This window comes from Bifidobacterium longum subsp. infantis ATCC 15697 = JCM 1222 = DSM 20088 (assembly GCF_000269965.1).
GTDB classification, from domain to species: domain Bacteria; phylum Actinomycetota; class Actinomycetes; order Actinomycetales; family Bifidobacteriaceae; genus Bifidobacterium; species Bifidobacterium infantis.
Genome location: NC_017219.1, coordinates 896,966 through 913,868 on the forward strand (window position 1 = coordinate 896,966; position 16,903 = coordinate 913,868).

The following is a 16,903-nucleotide window of genomic DNA, read 5'->3' on the forward strand; positions in this document are numbered from 1 at the left end:
CGTCGTTCATGCATACTGAATGCTCCTGAACATTCAGGAGCGGGAATTGGCTGAAGGCCGGTTGACTATGCCTGCGTATCCTCCGAGTTGCCGTTTTCACTGTCTTCGCCATCTTCGCCGAGCAGCTTAGACAGTTCGGCATCCCAATCGATATCGCCGGTCTTGCCGTCTGCGGCAGGGTGGGAAGCGGAACCGTTGGCATCGGAAGAGGAGCCTGAAGGGGCGTCGGACGACGGAGACGCGCCAACTGCGGGCTTGTCGCTAGGCAGCGAAGGCAGCAGATCGGGATGCGACCACTTGGCGTCACGGCCTTCAGGGCCTTCGGCGGCGGTGATCATCTCCCACAATCCGGCGGCCTCGCGCATGCGCTTGGGGCGAAGCTGCAGGCCGAGCAGACTCTCGAACGTGCGTTCGGCCGGGCCGCCCATCGCCCGTTCTCGGCGCAGCATCTCCCGCAACTGTTCGATATGCGGCAGGTGGGCCATGCCGGCGCGCCACACCACGCAATCCACCCAGCCCTCGACCATCGCCAGCAACGATTCCAGCGAAGAGAGCGCCTCGCGCTGTTCGGGGGTGTCGGGGATGCCGACCTTGGTGAGGTTCACCGCGCCGGAGATCGACTCCGGATCCATCGACGTGGCGTCACGCAGCTGTTCCTCCATCGCATCCAGGTCGATGGAGATGCCGCGTGCGTACTTGCCGATGAGCGCCTCGAAACGCGGCATCAGCCACGGTACCGAGGCATACAGGCGGGCGTGAGCCATTTCCTGCAGGGCCAGGAAGGAAAGCACTTCAGATTCGGGGATTTTCTCGGTGGTCTCGAATCCGGAGAGCGCAGCCTCGAACGCGGCGGCGTCGGCGGAGGCGTCGGAGCCGGAGACTTGGGCGGTACCGTCAGTTGCCGGAGTATCGCTGTTGCCGGCCGAAGTGAAGCCAATGGGATTGGCGGAAGCGTCGGTGGAGGCGGAGAACGGATTGGTCGCGTCCACCGAAGTGCCGGCCGTGTCGGCCTTGGCCGCAGAAGCCTCACCGTTCAGCATCCTCGCGTATTCGGTGGCGTTCTGGGCAATCAGTCCACCAGCCGGATTCTTCAGCAATGCGATGCCCTGATCGAAACTGCCATGCACTTCATGGCTCAGATTGCCGGCCGCATGCCCCAGCTGCATGGCAAAGGACGTGTTTCCCAGCAGCTTCATCAGTTGGGCTGGGTCTTTCATGCCGTCGGGAATCGGAATCGGCACCGGTCCGGCGAACATGCCGGCGATCTCGCCATCGCCGAACGCGCCGCCAAGACGCTCTGAAATCACCGAAGCCAAAGCGTCGTTCATCGACTCGGCCACAGGAGCTGCGAACTTCGCCCACTGGTCGATGGTGCCCTCCACCCAGCCGGCGCGGGTCAGCACATCCGGATCGCCGGGCGCGGGATTGAACTCGCAGGCGGTATCCAGCCACAGGTTCGCCTCACTCATCGCGCGGCGAGCCGCCTCGCCATCCACGGCGGACACGCTGGACGCGGAACCGGAGGTGTTGGCCTGCTGCAAGGCAATCGACTTGGCGAGCTTGACGTTGATCGGCCCTTCCTCGACAGTGCGCTGCATATCGCCCATCGTGTTGAGTCCGCCGGCGCTGAACGCGGCCATCATCTGCTGGACTTCGGATGGATTGGGCAGCCGGCTGGGGTCCTGACTCATCAGCTGTTCACGGATCTCCTCAGGCAACTGGCTGATCTGCTGCCAGGCCATCTCACCCTGAATGGGGCCGAAGCATTTGATCAGCCACTCGTGAATCGCGTTGTCGTCCATGCGTATCCTTCTTTGCCGCGGTGTGTTACCCCAAGTGTAGGGTCTGCCCGGGCCTGTTCGCTTGTGGCCGAGCAATATTTTCGGTTTATGTTCGTTTTCGGCTGATTTCGGCCCTCCACTTACACTGTAGGGTATGTTTGCACGCCACAGGAATCAGAAACCAGACCTCGTCCAAGAGCAGAAGAGCCCGACTGCGGATTCGGAAGCGGGGGATGAGCACATGCCATCGTTCGAAGTGAAGCACGATTCGCGCCTATCTCGTGGAATCAGCCGTGCTCGGGCCTATGCGGCCGCTCGTCCGAAACGCCATTTCGTCGGTGCATTCGCCGTGTTGCTTGGTGTGGTGATTCTGCTGCTGCCCAGCCCGTACGTCATCGAGATGCCCGGACCCACCCAGGACGTGCTGGGCAAGGTCGAGGATGGTGCGGTTATCGACATCACCGGTACCGGCGTGACGACGTATAAGGATTCCGGCAAGCTGCTGCTGACCACGGTGAACGCGTCCGGCGTGCCCGGGTACCCGATCATCAACGCGCAGGCCGTCTGGGGCTGGGCCAATCCGCAGGTGGAGGTCATGCCGCGTGAGGCCACGGTACCGGTGGGCCAGAGTGCGGACCAGTATCAGAAGAAAGTCGAACAGGACATGGCCGGTTCCCAGGATTCGGCCAGTGCCGTCGGTCTGGCGCATGCCAAAGCCCATGCGGACGAACTGGGCATTGACGCCAGGGCATTGCAACACGCCAAGGTGACGATGCACGTGGACAGCATCGGCGGACCGTCCGCAGGCATGATGTACACGCTCGGTCTCATCGACAAACTCACCCCCGCCAACGAGAGCGGCGGCAAGACCATCGCCGGCACCGGCACCATAGACAAGGACGGCAAAGTCGGCAGAATCGGCGGCATAGCGCTGAAGATGCTTGGTGCCAAGCGCGATGGTGCCACATGGTTCCTGGCCCCCGCGTCGAATTGTTCGGATGTGGCCGGTCGCGTGCCGGATGGTCTGCGCGACGTCAAGGTCGCCACGCTGGACGAGGCGTATCAGGCGTTGGTGGCCATCGGCAAGGGGCAGGCCGACGATTTGCCTCATTGCGAGGCATGACACGCGCGGCCAGTCGTTGTTTCTGGTGAGACGACTCGCATGGGTCTGCCCACAATGCGGCGATTTTCGGCCGCGTTAACGCATTTGTTCGCGAAGACTTGCTAATGTGTCCCCTGTGAATCAAACGGCATCACAGAACGCTGAAGAATTTGGTTTCGAGCCCGGCGATATCGTCCAGGAGTGGCTCTGGGACGACGATGTGGACGATTCCATTCGTGCCCAGATTGAAGAGCTCACGGGCGAGGATCTCGTGGACGAGGACTACGACTCCGCTGTGGACGGCGTCATCGTATGGTGGCGCGACGGCGATGATGAGGACGAATTGTCCGATACGATCGTTGACGCCTACGCGGTACTGGGCAATGACGGCCCGCTGTGGATACTGACTCCCAAGCCCGGCCGCCCGGGTGCCGCCAGCTCCTCCACCGTGCAGTCCGCCGCACAGACCGCCGGTATGAACGCCGCCACCCCGCTGACCGTCAGCTCGGACTGGAACGGCATCCGCCTGCGCGCATTCGGCAAGGGCCGCTGATAAGCCTCAATCAATACGCTTGACTTTAAGCGTGTTGACCGGCGTCGCGTGCTGCGTAGTGCTGCTGGGCGTGGCTGAATGTCATTGCGATTGAGCGCTACGGCACGCGTATGCGACACCACGTGTCGCGCAGTGCCGGCCATACGCTATTGTTGTCATTTGCGGGCAATTAGCTCAGTTGGTTAGAGCGCCACCTTTACACGGTGGATGTCGGGGGTTCGAGTCCCTCATTGCCCACTTTCATTTTTCATCACTTCATGCAATCCCCTCATTCCACGGATGTGGGCTGTGACGATATTCCCTGACAGTCTTCGGCAAAGGTTCTGAAATCTCAGTGAGATGCGTGCAGAAGGAAACCGGCAGTACTGCTACAGAATCGTGAATTTCGGTCTTCTTGGTCAGATGCGTCTCAATAGTCACGTAAAGTTGTGGCAGAGTGTTTATATCCAGCAGGAGGTCGAATAGCCGATGGCGCAGGAACTTCGTGAAGGGGACGGCAAGTCGGGCATCGCACGTGCGGGCAAGCGCAAGTGGGGGTATGACCCCGCTCAGGTGGACGCTTTCCTGGAGCGCGCCCATGCTCTGTATGACAGCGAGGGCATGAATCTCACCCAGCATGACATTCAGAACGTGTCCTTTGATCTGCGCAAGAACGGCTATGTGATCGCACAGGTTGACGCCGCGCTTGGACGTCTGGAACGTGCCGTGGTCGATAAGCAGACCACATGGGAGATAGCACAGCATGGGCGTGTGACGTGGAAGGCGAAGACCGAGAAGCTGTATCACGAAGTCCAGAACCATGCGGAGCGTAACGAGCGCGAACGCTTCAAGTCCGGAGCGCCCAAGCAGCCTTCGTATGATAAGAAGCAGGTGGATCGTCTGGTCGACCAGATTGTGGACAAGGCGGCGGCCGCATTGGGCGTTGACGGCGTGACCGAAGACGATGTACGGTCTTTGGCCGATCTCAATGCGGATACGGTCAACAATGTGATCTTCACCCAGCGCAAGGGCAAGAGAGGCTATGACGAGCGACAGGTCGATTACTTCCTGAATGCCTGCGTGCAGTTGCTGAGTCGCTTGGAATCCTATGCCCGTGTGGCCGATTTCGTGTCCGGCGAGCCCGCGGCTCCTGCCCAGACCGCCACGAACGTGACCGTTCAAGCGAACGGCGTCTCGCCATTGTTCGCTTCCGGAACGCAGCGCCCGGCAACTGACGAACGTTTTGCGCCGTCTGCCGTTGCTCATGACGAATCATTCGATGCCCTGCATCAGGCCGAGCAGAGCTTGTTCACTGCTCCGGCTCCGGTTGCTCCCGCAGCGCCGGCCGCGGCGGCACCGATCGCCTATGCGCCGGCTCCTGCATCGTTCGATGCTTCCACAAGCACCAATAGCACCAATGCGGAACAGCCGGTTTCCTTTGCTCCCGCAGCATACCCGGTGCATGCGTCCAACGAGTCTGCGGCGAAGCCCGTCTCCGAGACGCCTTCCGTGGCTCCTACCGCAGCTGTTGCGGCTGAGCCTCCCGTCAGTGCCCCGTCCGCGCCGGTTTCCGGTGCGACCGCTGGCAACGCCCCCTCGTTTGCTCCGGCACAGTCGTCACACGAATCCGCAGCTCCGTCATCGACCCCGTCGGTGTTCGCGGAACAGCCCGTGGATATGGTGCAGAACGATTCCTCTCTGGCCGCTCTCGCCCACATGGCTGCGGTTTCTCAGGAACTTCCGGCGGTGGATGTACCGTCCTTCGCTCCCAAGATGCCCAGCCTTGATACACCGAATGCGCTGAAATTGAATGAGGTACCGGGTTCGGTTTCATCCCCGGCACCTTCCGCCCCGGCAGCGCAGCCTGTGAATAGCACTGCCGACGAGGCTGCGTCCGCTGCCATGCCGGTCTCCTTTGCTCCCACCAGCAAGCCGGATCGTAACACGAACTCCATTCCGGTTCGCGTATCCGATAGTCAGCCTGCAGACAGCACGACCTCCCGTCCGGCTGCGGAATCATCTGAATACGTTGCCGCCTCCCACGACACGGAAGCGGCTCAGCCGTCACAGGATAAGCACGATTCCAACGATTCGTTCCCGCTGCTGTTCCCGCTTGTCGGTAACTTCGATTCGGATATCCCCGACCTGTCGTTCCCCACACTGAACAATGACGATACGAAGAAGGAACAGTGAGCATAGCCTCCAACTCCACCGTCATCATTCTCGGATCCACTGGATCCATCGGCACCCAAGGACTTGACGTCATCGCGCGTCACCCTGAACGATTTACCGTCACCGGTCTGGCGGCGGGCGGAGCACATATCGAGCTGCTGGCGCAACAGGCCGCACAGTTCCATGTGTCCGAAGTCGCGGTGTTTGATGAGACCAAGATTCCAGCACTGCAAGCAGCTCTCGCACAGGCCGGCGCACAAGGTGTCCGCGTGACCGGCGGTCCGGATTCGGTCATCGCCATGGCCGGATCCGGTGCGAATGTCGTATTGAACGGCATCACCGGCTCCATCGGCCTCGAACCGTCGATCGCGGCGCTCAAGGCCGGTTCCCAGCTGGCATTGGCCAACAAGGAGTCCGTAGTCGCGGGCGGTCATCTGCTGTTCAGCGCCCAAGTACGCGAGAACCAGATCAACCCGGTCGATTCCGAACATTCCGCCATCTGGCAATCCCTGCGCTCCGGAACCCACGCCGAAGTCGCCAAGCTTGTGGTCACCGCCTCCGGCGGACCGTTCCGCGGTTGGAAACGTGCCGACATGGAGAACATCACTCCCGAGCAGGCGCTGCATCATCCGACGTGGAACATGGGGCCGGTTGTCACCATCAACTCCTCCACGCTGATGAACAAGGGGCTCGAAGTCATCGAGGCGTCCCGCTTGTTCGACGTTCCGCCTGAACGCATCGACGTGACCGTGCACCCGCAGTCCATCGTCCATTCCATGGTCGAATTTGTGGACGGCGCCACGATTTGCCAGGCTTCGCCGCCGGACATGCGTCTGCCCATCGCGCTGGGCCTGTCCGCGCCGGACCGCATGGCCAATGTGGCCGCCGCGTGCGACTGGACGAAAGCCGCAACTTGGACCTTTGAACCGTTGGACGATGAGGCGTTCCCCGCCGTGCAACTGGCCCGTCACTGCCTGGCCGCCTCCGAGAAGCATACGGCGGTGCTGAATGCGGCCAATGAACAGGCCGTGCATGCCTTCCTCGAGCATCGTCTGCCATACCTCGGCATCGTGGACACGGTCAAAGCCGTGCTGGACCAGATGGACGCCGAGCTTCGTGGTAACCCGCTGTTCACGGACGTGGAGGAAATGAACCAACTTGAGCTTGAAGCCCGCCGACGCGCCGACGACCTGATAAACAAGCAATGATGAATACCTTGAATACGGAAAATCCCATCGAAAAGCCGTTCCGCAAAACCGGTGATCCGGTCGATCTGACCAGCGAATCGCCCTTGCACCCGCGCCGCAAGTCCCGTCGCATCATGGTGGGTCCGGTGCCGGTCGGCGGTGGCGCCCCCATCTCCGTGCAGTCGATGACCAACACGCTCACGGCCGACGTGCCTGCCACGTTGCAGCAGATCGCCGAACTGACCGCCGCCGGCTGCGACATCGTGCGCGTGGCCGTGCCGAGTCAGGACGATGCCGACGCGCTGCCGGAAATCTGCCGCAAATCGCCGATTCCGGTCATCGCCGATATCCACTTCCAGTCCAAATACGTGTTCCAGGCCATCGACGCCGGCTGCGCGGCCGTGCGCGTGAACCCCGGCAACATCCGTAAGTTCGACGAAGTCGGCCCGGACATCTGCAAGGCCGCCACAGACGCGGGCATCTCGCTGCGTATCGGCGTGAACGCCGGCTCGCTGGACAAGGACCTGTACGCCAAATACGGTGGCCCGACTCCGGAAGCGCTGGTGGCCTCCGCCTTGAAGGAAGCGCACATGTTCGAGGACGTCGGCTTCCACGATTTCAAGATCTCCGTCAAACACCATGACGTCATCACCATGGTCGAAACGTACCGATTGCTCGCATCCAAGGGCGACTGGCCGCTGCACCTCGGCGTCACCGAAGCCGGCCCCGCCTGGCAAGGCACCATCAAATCCTGCCTGGCGTTCGGCGCGCTCTTGGCCGAGGGCATTGGCGACACGATTCGCGTGTCCCTCTCCGCGCCGCCGGTCGAAGAGGTCAAGGTGGGTTGCAAACTCTTGGAATACATGGGATTGCGCCCCCGCAAGTTCGACATCATCTCCTGCCCGAGCTGCGGCCGCGCCCAAGTGGACGTGATCCAGCTCGCCTCCGCCGTCACCGAAGGCCTGAAGGACGTGACCGCGCCGATCCGAGTGGCTGTTATGGGCTGCATCGTCAACGGTCCGGGCGAGGCGCGCGAAGCCGACCTCGGCGTGGCCTCCGGCAACGGCAAAGGGCAGATCTTCATCAAAGGCAAGGTCATCAAGACCGTGCCCGAGGATCAGATCGTCGACACGCTGCTCACCATAGCGAACGATATCGCCGCCCAGATGGAGGCCGACGGCCAAGTGCCAGTCAATTCCACCGGCCCGGTAGTGGTTCCAATCCAGCATCCCGGTCACTGATTCGGCCGAATAGGCCCTCGGCATAAATATCGCGGTCAGATTACAATAGCGCACGTGTCGCAAGAAGAAGAGCATCGCCGTACTGTTCGATCCAAGCCGTGGACCAGCGTCCATCGGCTGATGGTCAGCCTGCCCATCTTCATCATCCTGCTCGGCGTGATGGTCTGCATCTCCAATCTGACCACGGTCCCTTGGAACATCGAGCCCACCGGTCAGTCGATGGCCACGCTCACCGACGACACCAAGGTCACCTTCGACAACCCGTCCGGAGAAACGCTGTCGGTGCGGGGCGCATATGAGGTCGATGAGCGGTACGTCACGCTGAACATGACCGACGATGGCGAGCTGACCGATGAGCCGGGCGCGCAAGGCAAAGCCAACAAGGATGGCATCCAGGCCATCAGGGTGCTGATTCGGGCGCCGAGGAACGCGCCGGGCGCGCGACCGGGCGTGGTGTTCATGCACGGCGCCGGCTTCGGCACCTGCGACAATTCCTTCGGCGACGTGGCTTCCGACATGGCCTCGGCCGGATTCGTGACCGCCGTGATTGACAAGCCCGTGTGGAACACCACCGACGTCACGCGCGACTATCCGGCATCCGCCAAAGCCTACGATAAGGTCATCGACTATCTGCGGGCCCAGAACGACGTCGACGCCGCCAAGGTGGGCATCTACGCCACCTCCGAATCGACGTGGATTTCCTCGTATCTCCTGCAGGACGACCCGAATATCGCCTTCCAGATCCTCCTGAGCCCGATGGTGTTCAGTCCACGTCAATCGCTGGGATTCTTCATCACGCAGGACTTCACCCTCGTCGGCGCGAACAAAGGCTACCAGTCCATCGTCCAGCGCGTGTTCAGCGCGGACACCGCCCTGTTCGGACTGACCAATCTCGATCTCGACACGCTCAGGCCGGCCGCCTACGCCGTGCCCACCTACGTGGCGTACGGTTCGAAGGACGTGATGACCGCACAGGTCGACGGTGTGCGGGCGATTCTCGACAACGCCCACAAGGCCGGCAATTGGAACGTCACCATACGCAGCTATCCGGTCGCCAACCATGTGCTGCGCCTGGGAGACGAATCCCAGGCCGGCACCCCGTTTGCCGACGCCTATGTCGACGATCTGATCGACTGGGCCGTCGGCACTTCGGCCGGACTCACGCAGACCAGCGAGAAGGCAGGCGGCACCGACCTGTATCAATCGGTCGGCCTGCCGGGCGCCCTGAAACCCCGCCGCGCCGGCACCATCTACGGGGTGATCCTGCATGCCGCAGTGATGCTGCTGCTGTTGGCGTCCATCGTACTGTCGCTGGTGGCGTTGGGCCGCAAGGCCTCGGCAGACATCCGGTGGCGGCGGGACAGGCGTGAGGCCAAGCGTGCGGGCATGCCGGTGCCGAGACGTCCCGAGGTGCTGGGCTTCGTCCACGGTTTCGGCAATGCGCTGCTGACGTTGACCCTCACCACGCTCGCCACGCTGCTCATCTTCGGTGCGGGCCTCGGCCAGGTGATCATGGGCGTGGTCAGACTCGCGTGGGGCGGCGCACCCACGGAGACGCCGGGCGTCATGTACTGGAGCTGGCCGGTCATCCAAGTGGTGTCGGTGCTGGTGTTGTGGGCGTGGTCCCGTGTGTTCATGCACCTGATCGAAGTCGCCTCCATCCGCGGCTTGATTCAGCTGCCTCCTCGGCGTGAATCCGTGCGGGACATCGTCACCGGTACCGATCCGGTGCTTGCCTCCACCCGCCTGGGCCGGATCCTGTTCTGGCTGGTGGCGTTCACCATGCTGTGCATACTCCTGGTGTTCGCCTTCTGGGGACTGTTCGTCTACTGATCGACGACGCCGGGTGCCCGCCGTTCACCGGGTCCCGCCGCAAGGGGAACGAAATGTCACTGTACCGAGATGAAGGCGTGGTGTTACGCACGTCCAAGCTGGCGGAGGCCGATCGCATCATCACCGTCCTGACGCGCGACCATGGCAAGATCCGGGCGGTAGCCAAGGGCGTGCGCCGCACCAAATCGCGCTTCGGCGCCCGGCTTGAGCCGTTCATGCGCGTCGATCTGCTGATCGCCGAAGGCCGATCGTTGGATACGGTTTCCCAGGCCGAGTCGATCGCCGCGTACGGTGCCGCGATCGTCGGGGACTATGCGGCGTATGAGGCCGCGAACGTCATCGTCGAAACCATCGACAAGCTCGTCGGCACGGAACGTGAGCGCATGACGGACCAGTATCGGCTCCTGATCGGCGCGTTGAACGCGCTCGCCAAACGCGCCCACGCCCCGCAGGCCATAGGCTGCTCCTATGTGATGCGCGCCCTGGCACTGGCCGGTTGGACGCCGCGTCTGGGCACATGCGTGGTGTGCGGTGCGGCGGCGCCGGCGTATCTGTCGATCGCATCCGGCGGCGTGATGTGCGAGGCCGACCACACCACGGACGCGCGTCGCATCGCGCCGTCCGCATTGGGTCAGTTCGATGCGCTGGTCCATGGTGATTGGACGGTGCTTGACGCCGCACCGGTGGAGCGGGTCGTACGGGAGTTGGTTGAAGATTGGGGGGAGTATTACCTTGAACGGCCGATTCGTTCGCTGCGCTTGATAGATTCGTAGGTATGGCTTTTGAGAACGTTGATTACACCTCGCTGAACATCCCCGCGGCCCCATTCAGCGACCCCGCCCGTATTCCCGACTTCCCCAAGAACAAAGTGCCTCGCCATATCGGCGTGATTATGGACGGCAACGGCCGTTGGGCCAAGCAGCGTGGCATGATCCGCACCAATGGGCATCAGGCCGCCGAACCGGTGGTGTTCGACACGATCGCCGGCGCCATCGAGGCCGGGGTGCGCTATTTGAGCCTGTATACGTTCTCCACTGAAAACTGGAAGCGTTCGCCCCAGGAAGTGCGCTTCCTCATGGGCTTCTCGCGTGAGATTATCCACCGCCGCGTGGAACAGATGGACGAGTGGGGTGTGCGCGTGCGCTGGTCCGGCCGTCGCCCCAAGCTGTGGAAGTCGGTGATCGACGAGCTTGAGGCCGCCGAGGAGCGTACCAAGAACAACAAGGTCATCGATGTGGTGTTCTGCATCAACTATGGTGGCCGTGCTGAAATCGCCGACGCCTGTGCCGCCATCGCTCGCGAAGTGCGTGACGGCAAGATTTCCGGCGACCGTGTGACCGAGAAGATGATTGCCGACCATCTGTACAATCCGGACATTCCTGATTGCGACTTGGTGATTCGTACTTCCGGCGAACAGCGCACCTCCAACTTCCTGCCGTGGGAGGCCGCCTACGCCGAGCTCGACTTCGTGCCCGAACTCTTCCCGGACTGCGGCCGTGACGTGCTATGGCGCTCCATCGACCATTACATCCACCGCGATCGCCGATTTGGCGGCGTGAAATAAAGAACAGTCCGGTGGACTGTTCGTTCACGCCGCCTGGCCGAGGCCGATAGGACATGACCAGGTAATGATGAGTCCGGCGAAGCCGGTCCTTGATTGCTGGGGGCGTGAAATAGTCCTTGTTAGGCCCCCTCTGACGGGCTGAGCCGTAAAGCAAACAGCCTGGTCTGTTTGTAGGCGAAGGCGAGACGAGAGTCGAGCCAGAAGAATGCGAGCGGCAGCTTGTCCGTAATTGCGGTCGAGCTGTCCGTGTAGCGGACTGAGGGGAGTTACCGGCACACCTCAGCCATCCTCTCTGCAAACTCATCCAAAAAACGTCCCGAATCCACACCAAGTGCCACATGCACATGCGGCATGGAATGATTCACCAGCCCAACCGGGTCTCCGGTGGTCCGGCCTCGTACTCCATTGAAATCACCGGTATTGGTCTCCGCGCGCAACGCAAGATCAAAACAATCGACCAGTGAAGAGTCAAGTGCAACCGCCGCCGCCAACGGATCATGCAACGGCATGCCGCCAGAGAACAGTGCGGTGTCGGCTTCCAAATTTGCCTTGATGGAAAAGTCCGCGAGATCAGCCAAGAACCGCCCGCGCTTGGTCCCCGTTGCACGCCACCGGTCGGCCGCCGATCGCGTTAGCAAACACTGGTGAGTCACATCAAGTCCCACCATTGTGATGTCTGCGCCGGAATGAAATACACGATTCGCGGCCTCAGGGTCTTGGATGATATTCGTCTCGGCCACCGCATCCCAACAATTGCCGGGTTGGGTAAGCGTACCTCCCATCATCACCAGCCTGAGTTTCGACGCAATATCCGGTGCCCGAGTAATAGCCGCATCCACATCCGTCAACGGCCCGGTAGACAGCACGGTAACGTTTCGACCAAACTCGCGAACCTGCTCAATCAGATACTCAATCCCATCCGCAGCATCAACGGAGCACCTCCTTGTGCCCCCGCTGACGAGAGCTGTCGATGTAGCCGACTGGGGGCGGTCCACAGACCGAAAGCGACCCACACGAGGATAAGACCCCAACGCCGGATGAGCATGAGCGTCCCCTACCAAATACCCGCCAACAGAAACAACCCCATCGGGCACATCCACAGACATGTCATCCCCAGACATATCACCAGGCACACCAGCTCCATCAGCCAGAGCTCCGGACCCAGCCAGCCAAGTATTCCCCAGTCCATCATCCCCATGGAACTGGGCACACCCTGCATCAGGAATGAACGCATCAGCCCAAGAAGGATGCTCAGAGCCCAAAAACACCGGAATATCCGACCGACCAAACAAATCAAGCACCGCGCGAGTATTGGCATAAGCCGTGTTCGCATCCACATTGCCATAACTGGCGATCACACCGCTCAGCTCGCACTCATCCGCCGACCCCAACAAATACGCCAACGCCAACGCATCATCAACACCGGTATCCATGCTGGCAATAATGCGGTCAAGACATTGGACCATGGAATCGCCTCCTCGTTAGCGTGATCCGCTATGAATAACCTTATCGGCCGATACACAAAAATGCGTCCTTTCCTCATGGAAAGGACGCATTCTTTCGTAGATTCAAACTCGGAATATCGGAAATTACTTGCCGAGGAACTCGTCGGTAGCAAGGTCCTTGGCCTGCGGGGCCTCATGAATCACCTTGTCGTGACTGTCGGTGTAAGCGTCTTCTTCAGCCAGGAAGTCGAAGTATTCCTGAGTGCCCTTGAAGTCGTTGGTGCCGAGCACGAAAGAGCCGTCCTTGATCTTGGCCGGATCGCCCCAGTACTGGCCGTCGACGATAACCTGCATGCTCTTCTTGACGAATTCGGGCTTGAGGTTGGCGTCAGGGGCTTCGTCCACGAGAATCTGCGCGGCGTCATCCGGGTTGGCGTACGCGTACTCGTAACCCTTCTGAGTGGCCTGAGTGAACTTCTTGACCAGGTCGGGATTGTTCTTGATGGTCTTGTCGTTGGTGATGATGCCGATGGCGTCGGCGTTGCCGGGCACGCCGTAGTCGGGCTCGGTGAAGCAGTTGAGCTTCGGGCCGTACATGTCGGCCTGCACGCCTTCCCACGTGGCGTAGAAGCCGCCGAAATCGGCCTTGCCGGATTCCATGGTCTGGAAGGTGGAGGTGCCGACGGTCACCTTGTCGAACTCGCCCTTGCCGCCATCGGTTTGGATCATGCGGCGCACCACGGCATCGGACTCGTTGGAGCCGAAGGTGGCGAAGGTCTTGCCATCAAAATCCTTAGGGGACTTGATGGCGGCGTTGGACGCCAGTGCGCACCAAATGGCGCTCGGCTTCTGCTGCACCTGCAGCACCTGCTTGATGTGAGCGCCCTTCAGCGTGTAGATGCCCACGTTGGTCAGGTTGGACAGGGCGAAGTCGGCCACACCGTTGTTCACGGCTTGTTCGGCACCAGCCTGGGCCACGGCCACGATATCCACGTCAAGGCCGGCGTCCTTGAAGTAGCCCTTGTTCTTGGCCACGTACACGCCGATGTGGTTGGTATCGGGTGCCCAGGAGAGCATGAAAGTGACCTTCTTGAGGTCGGAGGTGTTGGAGTTGGAGGAGTCGGCGGTGTTGGTCTGGCCACATGCGGCGAAACCGAAAGTCATAGCAAGGGCGCCCACGAGGGCAGCGGCCTTGGATACAAGGCTTTTCTTCATAATGATGGTTCCCTAATTCGTTGTCTCTCTATCGTTCTCTGGGATTGCTTCGAACGGAAGTCGGCAGAAAACGATATGGAGGGCCTTGATTTCCGTTCGACCAGCGCCCCCGACATTCCCTATGAAAGCTCGGGAAAGCCGGTTTGCCACACGCTGGTAAAGCTGTTCCATTATAGAGACAGGGTTGGAGACCTCATGAGAAGCCGCCGCGTTCAGTCGGTCCTGGCCGCCGGCTCGTGCCTTTGACGGTAAAAAGAACTACTGGTCCGCGTCGGGATCTTCGTCATCGCCGGCCGGGCCGAGCAGGATGCGTTCGCTGGCGTTTACCACCAGCATCAGTACGCATGTCATCAGGATAATGACGATGGTGGCGGAGAAGATCAGCGGCGTGCGGAACGAATTGTAGGCAGCCTGCAGCCAGATGCCGAGGCCCTTGCGTGCGCCAAGATATTCAGCGGTGGATGCCGTGGCGAAGATGTATGCGGCAGATACTCGGATACCGCCATAGATCTGACGTGCGGCAACGCGCAGCTTCACGTGCCAGAGCGTCCAGACCGGGGTCGCGCCGCAGGTCAATGCGACGTCGGAATAGAACTGGGGCACTGCTTCCAGTCCGCGCACTGTCTGCACGGCGATGGGGAAGAGGCCGAATACCGCCACGATTACGATTTTGCCGGAAATCTCAAAACCGAACCAAATCAGGAACAACGGGGCGATGGAAATCAGCGGCATGGTTTGTGCGGCGGCAAGCAGCGGATAGAACGCCGCGTTGAACGTGTGAGAGCAGTACAGTGCAATGCCGATCATAATGCCGAAGAACACGGCGAACAGGAAGCCGACCACGCCCTCATAGCCGGTGATTGCCGCGGCCGGGCCGAGCGTGTTCCATGTTTCGATGGTGGCGGCGAAAATCTCGCTTGGCGCGGAGATCATCGTGGGGGAGACATGCCCTAGATCCACCCACGTTTCCCAGACTGCCAGCAATATGATGACGGCGATGACGGTGGGCATGCGGCGCTTGAGGCGCTTGGCGATGGACATGGGATGTCACCTTGCTTTCCGCGCCAGTCCGGTTTGCTGGTGGCGCTTGCGGCCGGGGCGTGGAACAGTAAGGTGAGGAGCCTGCGCGCCTGCCGGCCATGTGATGGATTGTGTTATATGCCGTCCATCAGTATAGGCAAAGGCGAACGACAGGGGCGCACAAAAAACCTCCCTCGTCAGAGGGAGGTGAGAGAGCTACTCCAGTCCGATGGACTTCATGTGGTGGAGCTTCAGGGAATCCACCTTGAGGGAGCCGGACTCGGCGACGAGCTTGATGGCACGCGGTCCTTCGGAGGCGTAGGAGTAGGAGCTCAGCACTTGGTGGCCACCGTTGACGTAGACCTCCACGGAGCCGCGATCCACGAACACGCGCAGGTCCAGCTTGCCGGAGGCCAGTTCGGTGTCGGTCAGTGGGGCGGCGCGGTAGCCGCGATCGCCGTTGGCCATGGCCTGACGATCCACCACCACGCGGCCGATCTGGTCGTCATAAGCCACGTAGGTGTAGGCACCGTCCTCAGTGGCATGAATCTTCAGGCCCGCACGCTCGGCAGTGGAGGCAGCCAAGTCGATGGTCATTTCGATTTCCACGGCCTCGGCGTCATCGGCGATGACCTGCTCCCCATCCATATCGAGCGTGATCGAACCATGGTCGAGGGTATCCTCGCGCAGGCCTTCCATTTCTGCGACCGGCGCGGTGACCACGTCGCCGTCATCGCCAAGGGTGATCTCGCGCGGCAGGGTGAGCTGGCCACACCAGCCGTCATCCTCCATGGGAATCGGCTGCACGAACGGGCTCATCCAGCCATAGACGATCTGACGGCCGTCCACATTGAAGGACTGCGGGGCGTAGTAGTTGTGGCCGCAATCCCACAGGCGGAACTCGGTTTCCGGCTTGAATTCGCCGCCCGGCTCCCACGTGCCGATCATGTAGCCGGCGTTGTTGACGTTGCGGTTCATGAAGCCGCTGGGCTTGGACCCCATGGCGGAGAAGCCAATGACCCACTTCTCGTTGCCGTCCTTGTCTTTGATGGGGAAGAAGTCGGGGCATTCGAGCATGAACACATCCGGATCCGGGTGCTGGAAGAGCACGCGCTCGTATTCCCAGCGGACCATGTCCTTGGAGGAGAACAGCCACATCTGGCCGCGCTTGTCCGCAGAGGAGACACCGAAGGTCATGTACCAGGTGTCGCCGGTCTTCCAGACCTTCGGGTCGCGGTAGTGATGGTCGACCTTGTCGGTCGGGCAGTCGATGATCATGCCGCGCTTGGTGGCGCTGGTCAGCTCGTCGTTGTCCGGCTCGGCGAGCATCTGCACCTGCCAGTCGCCGCCGGTGTTGTCTTGGCCGTTGGCCCAACGGTGGCCGGTGTAGTAGAACTTGAGTTCGCCGTCGTCGCCGATTACTGCGGAACCGGAGAATACGCCGTCCTTCTCCTCTTCAAGGGTCGGGGCGAACATGATTGGCTCACGTTTCCAATTGAGCATGTCGGTGGAGGAGACGTGTCCCCAGTGCATCGGACCCCACTGGGTGCCGTACGGGTGCAGCTGGTAGAACACGTGCCAGCGGCCCTTATAGAAGCACAGGCCGTTCGGATCGTTGATCCAACCGCCGTTGGATGCGATGTGGAACTTCGGGTACCAGCGGTTGTTGCGTTCGGCGGCCATGGCAGCAACGCCTGCTTCCGCCTGTGCCAGAGCTTCGCTGTGGTCCTTGATTTCGTGGAGGACGGGTGCGTCCGGAGTGAAGCCAGTCATCGTTGAATATCCTTTCTTAATGATTGATGAATCTTGCG

Annotated in this window: 13 protein-coding genes and 1 tRNA gene; 9 read left to right on the forward strand and 5 right to left on the reverse strand. The window is 61.2% G+C overall.

Annotated features, from left to right (window positions below; all coding sequences use genetic code 11):
• Positions 1-65: 65 nt before the first annotated feature.
• A complete protein-coding gene (locus tag BLIJ_RS03920) occupies positions 66-1,802 on the reverse strand; it encodes a zinc-dependent metalloprotease (protein WP_012577159.1) in 1,737 nt (578 codons plus the stop codon).
• 220 nt (positions 1,803-2,022) lie between these two features.
• Between BLIJ_RS03920 and BLIJ_RS03925 the strand changes: the two genes are divergently transcribed.
• The 9 genes from BLIJ_RS03925 to BLIJ_RS03965 all read left to right on the forward strand — a co-directional run bounded on the left by BLIJ_RS03925 (position 2,023) and on the right by BLIJ_RS03965 (position 11,412).
• Complete coding sequence (locus BLIJ_RS03925) at positions 2,023-2,904, forward strand: S16 family serine protease (RefSeq protein ID WP_012577160.1); 882 nt, start codon at positions 2,023-2,025, stop codon at positions 2,902-2,904.
• 115 nt (positions 2,905-3,019) lie between these two features.
• Positions 3,020-3,436, forward strand: a complete 417-nt coding sequence (locus tag BLIJ_RS03930) for a DUF3052 domain-containing protein (RefSeq protein ID WP_007053292.1) — start codon at positions 3,020-3,022, stop codon at positions 3,434-3,436.
• A gap of 163 nt (positions 3,437-3,599) precedes the next feature.
• Positions 3,600-3,673 (forward strand) — tRNA-Val (locus tag BLIJ_RS03935).
• 231 nt (positions 3,674-3,904) lie between these two features.
• On the forward strand, positions 3,905-5,608 hold the full coding sequence (locus tag BLIJ_RS03940) for a DivIVA domain-containing protein (RefSeq protein ID WP_012577162.1): 1,704 nt from the start codon (positions 3,905-3,907) through the stop codon (positions 5,606-5,608).
• The gene (gene dxr, locus BLIJ_RS03945; RefSeq protein ID WP_012577163.1) at positions 5,605-6,795 is read left to right on the forward strand and encodes a 1-deoxy-D-xylulose-5-phosphate reductoisomerase; all 1,191 of its coding nucleotides are present in this window, start codon (positions 5,605-5,607) and stop codon (positions 6,793-6,795) included. Before BLIJ_RS03940 ends, dxr begins: the two co-directional genes overlap by 4 nt.
• On the forward strand, positions 6,792-8,015 hold the full coding sequence (gene ispG / locus BLIJ_RS03950) for a flavodoxin-dependent (E)-4-hydroxy-3-methylbut-2-enyl-diphosphate synthase (RefSeq protein ID WP_012577164.1): 1,224 nt from the start codon (positions 6,792-6,794) through the stop codon (positions 8,013-8,015). The genes dxr and ispG overlap by 4 nt, the downstream gene beginning before the upstream one ends.
• A 120-nt stretch (positions 8,016-8,135) precedes the next feature.
• Entirely contained in the window at positions 8,136-9,848 is a 1,713-nt protein-coding gene (locus BLIJ_RS03955) for an alpha/beta hydrolase family protein (RefSeq protein ID WP_012577165.1), read from the forward strand.
• A gap of 53 nt (positions 9,849-9,901) precedes the next feature.
• Positions 9,902-10,621 (forward strand): DNA repair protein RecO, encoded by a 720-nt coding sequence (gene recO, locus BLIJ_RS03960; RefSeq protein WP_012577166.1) that lies wholly within the window; start codon positions 9,902-9,904, stop codon positions 10,619-10,621.
• A 2-nt stretch (positions 10,622-10,623) separates the two neighbouring features.
• A complete protein-coding gene (locus tag BLIJ_RS03965) occupies positions 10,624-11,412 on the forward strand; it encodes an isoprenyl transferase (protein ID WP_012577167.1) in 789 nt (262 codons plus the stop codon).
• Between the two features lie 266 nt (positions 11,413-11,678).
• Here BLIJ_RS03965 and BLIJ_RS03970 read toward each other — a convergent pair whose 3' ends face one another.
• The 4 genes from BLIJ_RS03970 to BLIJ_RS03985 form a co-directional block, all read right to left on the reverse strand.
• Positions 11,679-12,878, reverse strand: a complete 1,200-nt coding sequence (locus BLIJ_RS03970) for a nucleoside hydrolase (RefSeq protein ID WP_012577168.1) — start codon at positions 12,876-12,878, stop codon at positions 11,679-11,681.
• Positions 12,879-13,001: 123 nt separating this feature from the next.
• Positions 13,002-14,072, reverse strand: a complete 1,071-nt coding sequence (locus tag BLIJ_RS03975) for an ABC transporter substrate-binding protein (protein ID WP_012577169.1) — start codon at positions 14,070-14,072, stop codon at positions 13,002-13,004.
• 258 nt (positions 14,073-14,330) lie between these two features.
• Positions 14,331-15,113: an ABC transporter permease gene (locus BLIJ_RS03980; RefSeq protein WP_012577170.1), complete on the reverse strand. Its 783-nt coding sequence runs from the start codon at positions 15,111-15,113 to the stop codon at positions 14,331-14,333.
• A gap of 195 nt (positions 15,114-15,308) precedes the next feature.
• Positions 15,309-16,865, reverse strand: coding sequence for a glycoside hydrolase family 32 protein (locus tag BLIJ_RS03985; RefSeq protein WP_012577171.1), 1,557 nt, complete (start codon positions 16,863-16,865; stop codon positions 15,309-15,311).
• Between the last annotated feature and the right edge of the window lie 38 nt (positions 16,866-16,903).

Coding starts and splice junctions, on each gene's coding strand:
- ispG (WP_012577164.1), top strand. CDS start 6,792: ATGATGAATACCTTGAATACGGAAAATCCCATCGAAAAGCCGTTCCGC.
- BLIJ_RS03920 (WP_012577159.1), bottom strand. CDS start 1,802: ATGGACGACAACGCGATTCACGAGTGGCTGATCAAATGCTTCGGCCCC.
- BLIJ_RS03925 (WP_012577160.1), top strand. CDS start 2,023: ATGCCATCGTTCGAAGTGAAGCACGATTCGCGCCTATCTCGTGGAATC.
- BLIJ_RS03980 (WP_012577170.1), bottom strand. CDS start 15,113: ATGTCCATCGCCAAGCGCCTCAAGCGCCGCATGCCCACCGTCATCGCC.
- BLIJ_RS03970 (WP_012577168.1), bottom strand. CDS start 12,878: ATGGTCCAATGTCTTGACCGCATTATTGCCAGCATGGATACCGGTGTT.
- BLIJ_RS03975 (WP_012577169.1), bottom strand. CDS start 14,072: ATGAAGAAAAGCCTTGTATCCAAGGCCGCTGCCCTCGTGGGCGCCCTT.
- recO (WP_012577166.1), top strand. CDS start 9,902: ATGTCACTGTACCGAGATGAAGGCGTGGTGTTACGCACGTCCAAGCTG.
- BLIJ_RS03955 (WP_012577165.1), top strand. CDS start 8,136: ATGGTCAGCCTGCCCATCTTCATCATCCTGCTCGGCGTGATGGTCTGC.
- BLIJ_RS03940 (WP_012577162.1), top strand. CDS start 3,905: ATGGCGCAGGAACTTCGTGAAGGGGACGGCAAGTCGGGCATCGCACGT.
- BLIJ_RS03985 (WP_012577171.1), bottom strand. CDS start 16,865: ATGACTGGCTTCACTCCGGACGCACCCGTCCTCCACGAAATCAAGGAC.
- BLIJ_RS03965 (WP_012577167.1), top strand. CDS start 10,624: ATGGCTTTTGAGAACGTTGATTACACCTCGCTGAACATCCCCGCGGCC.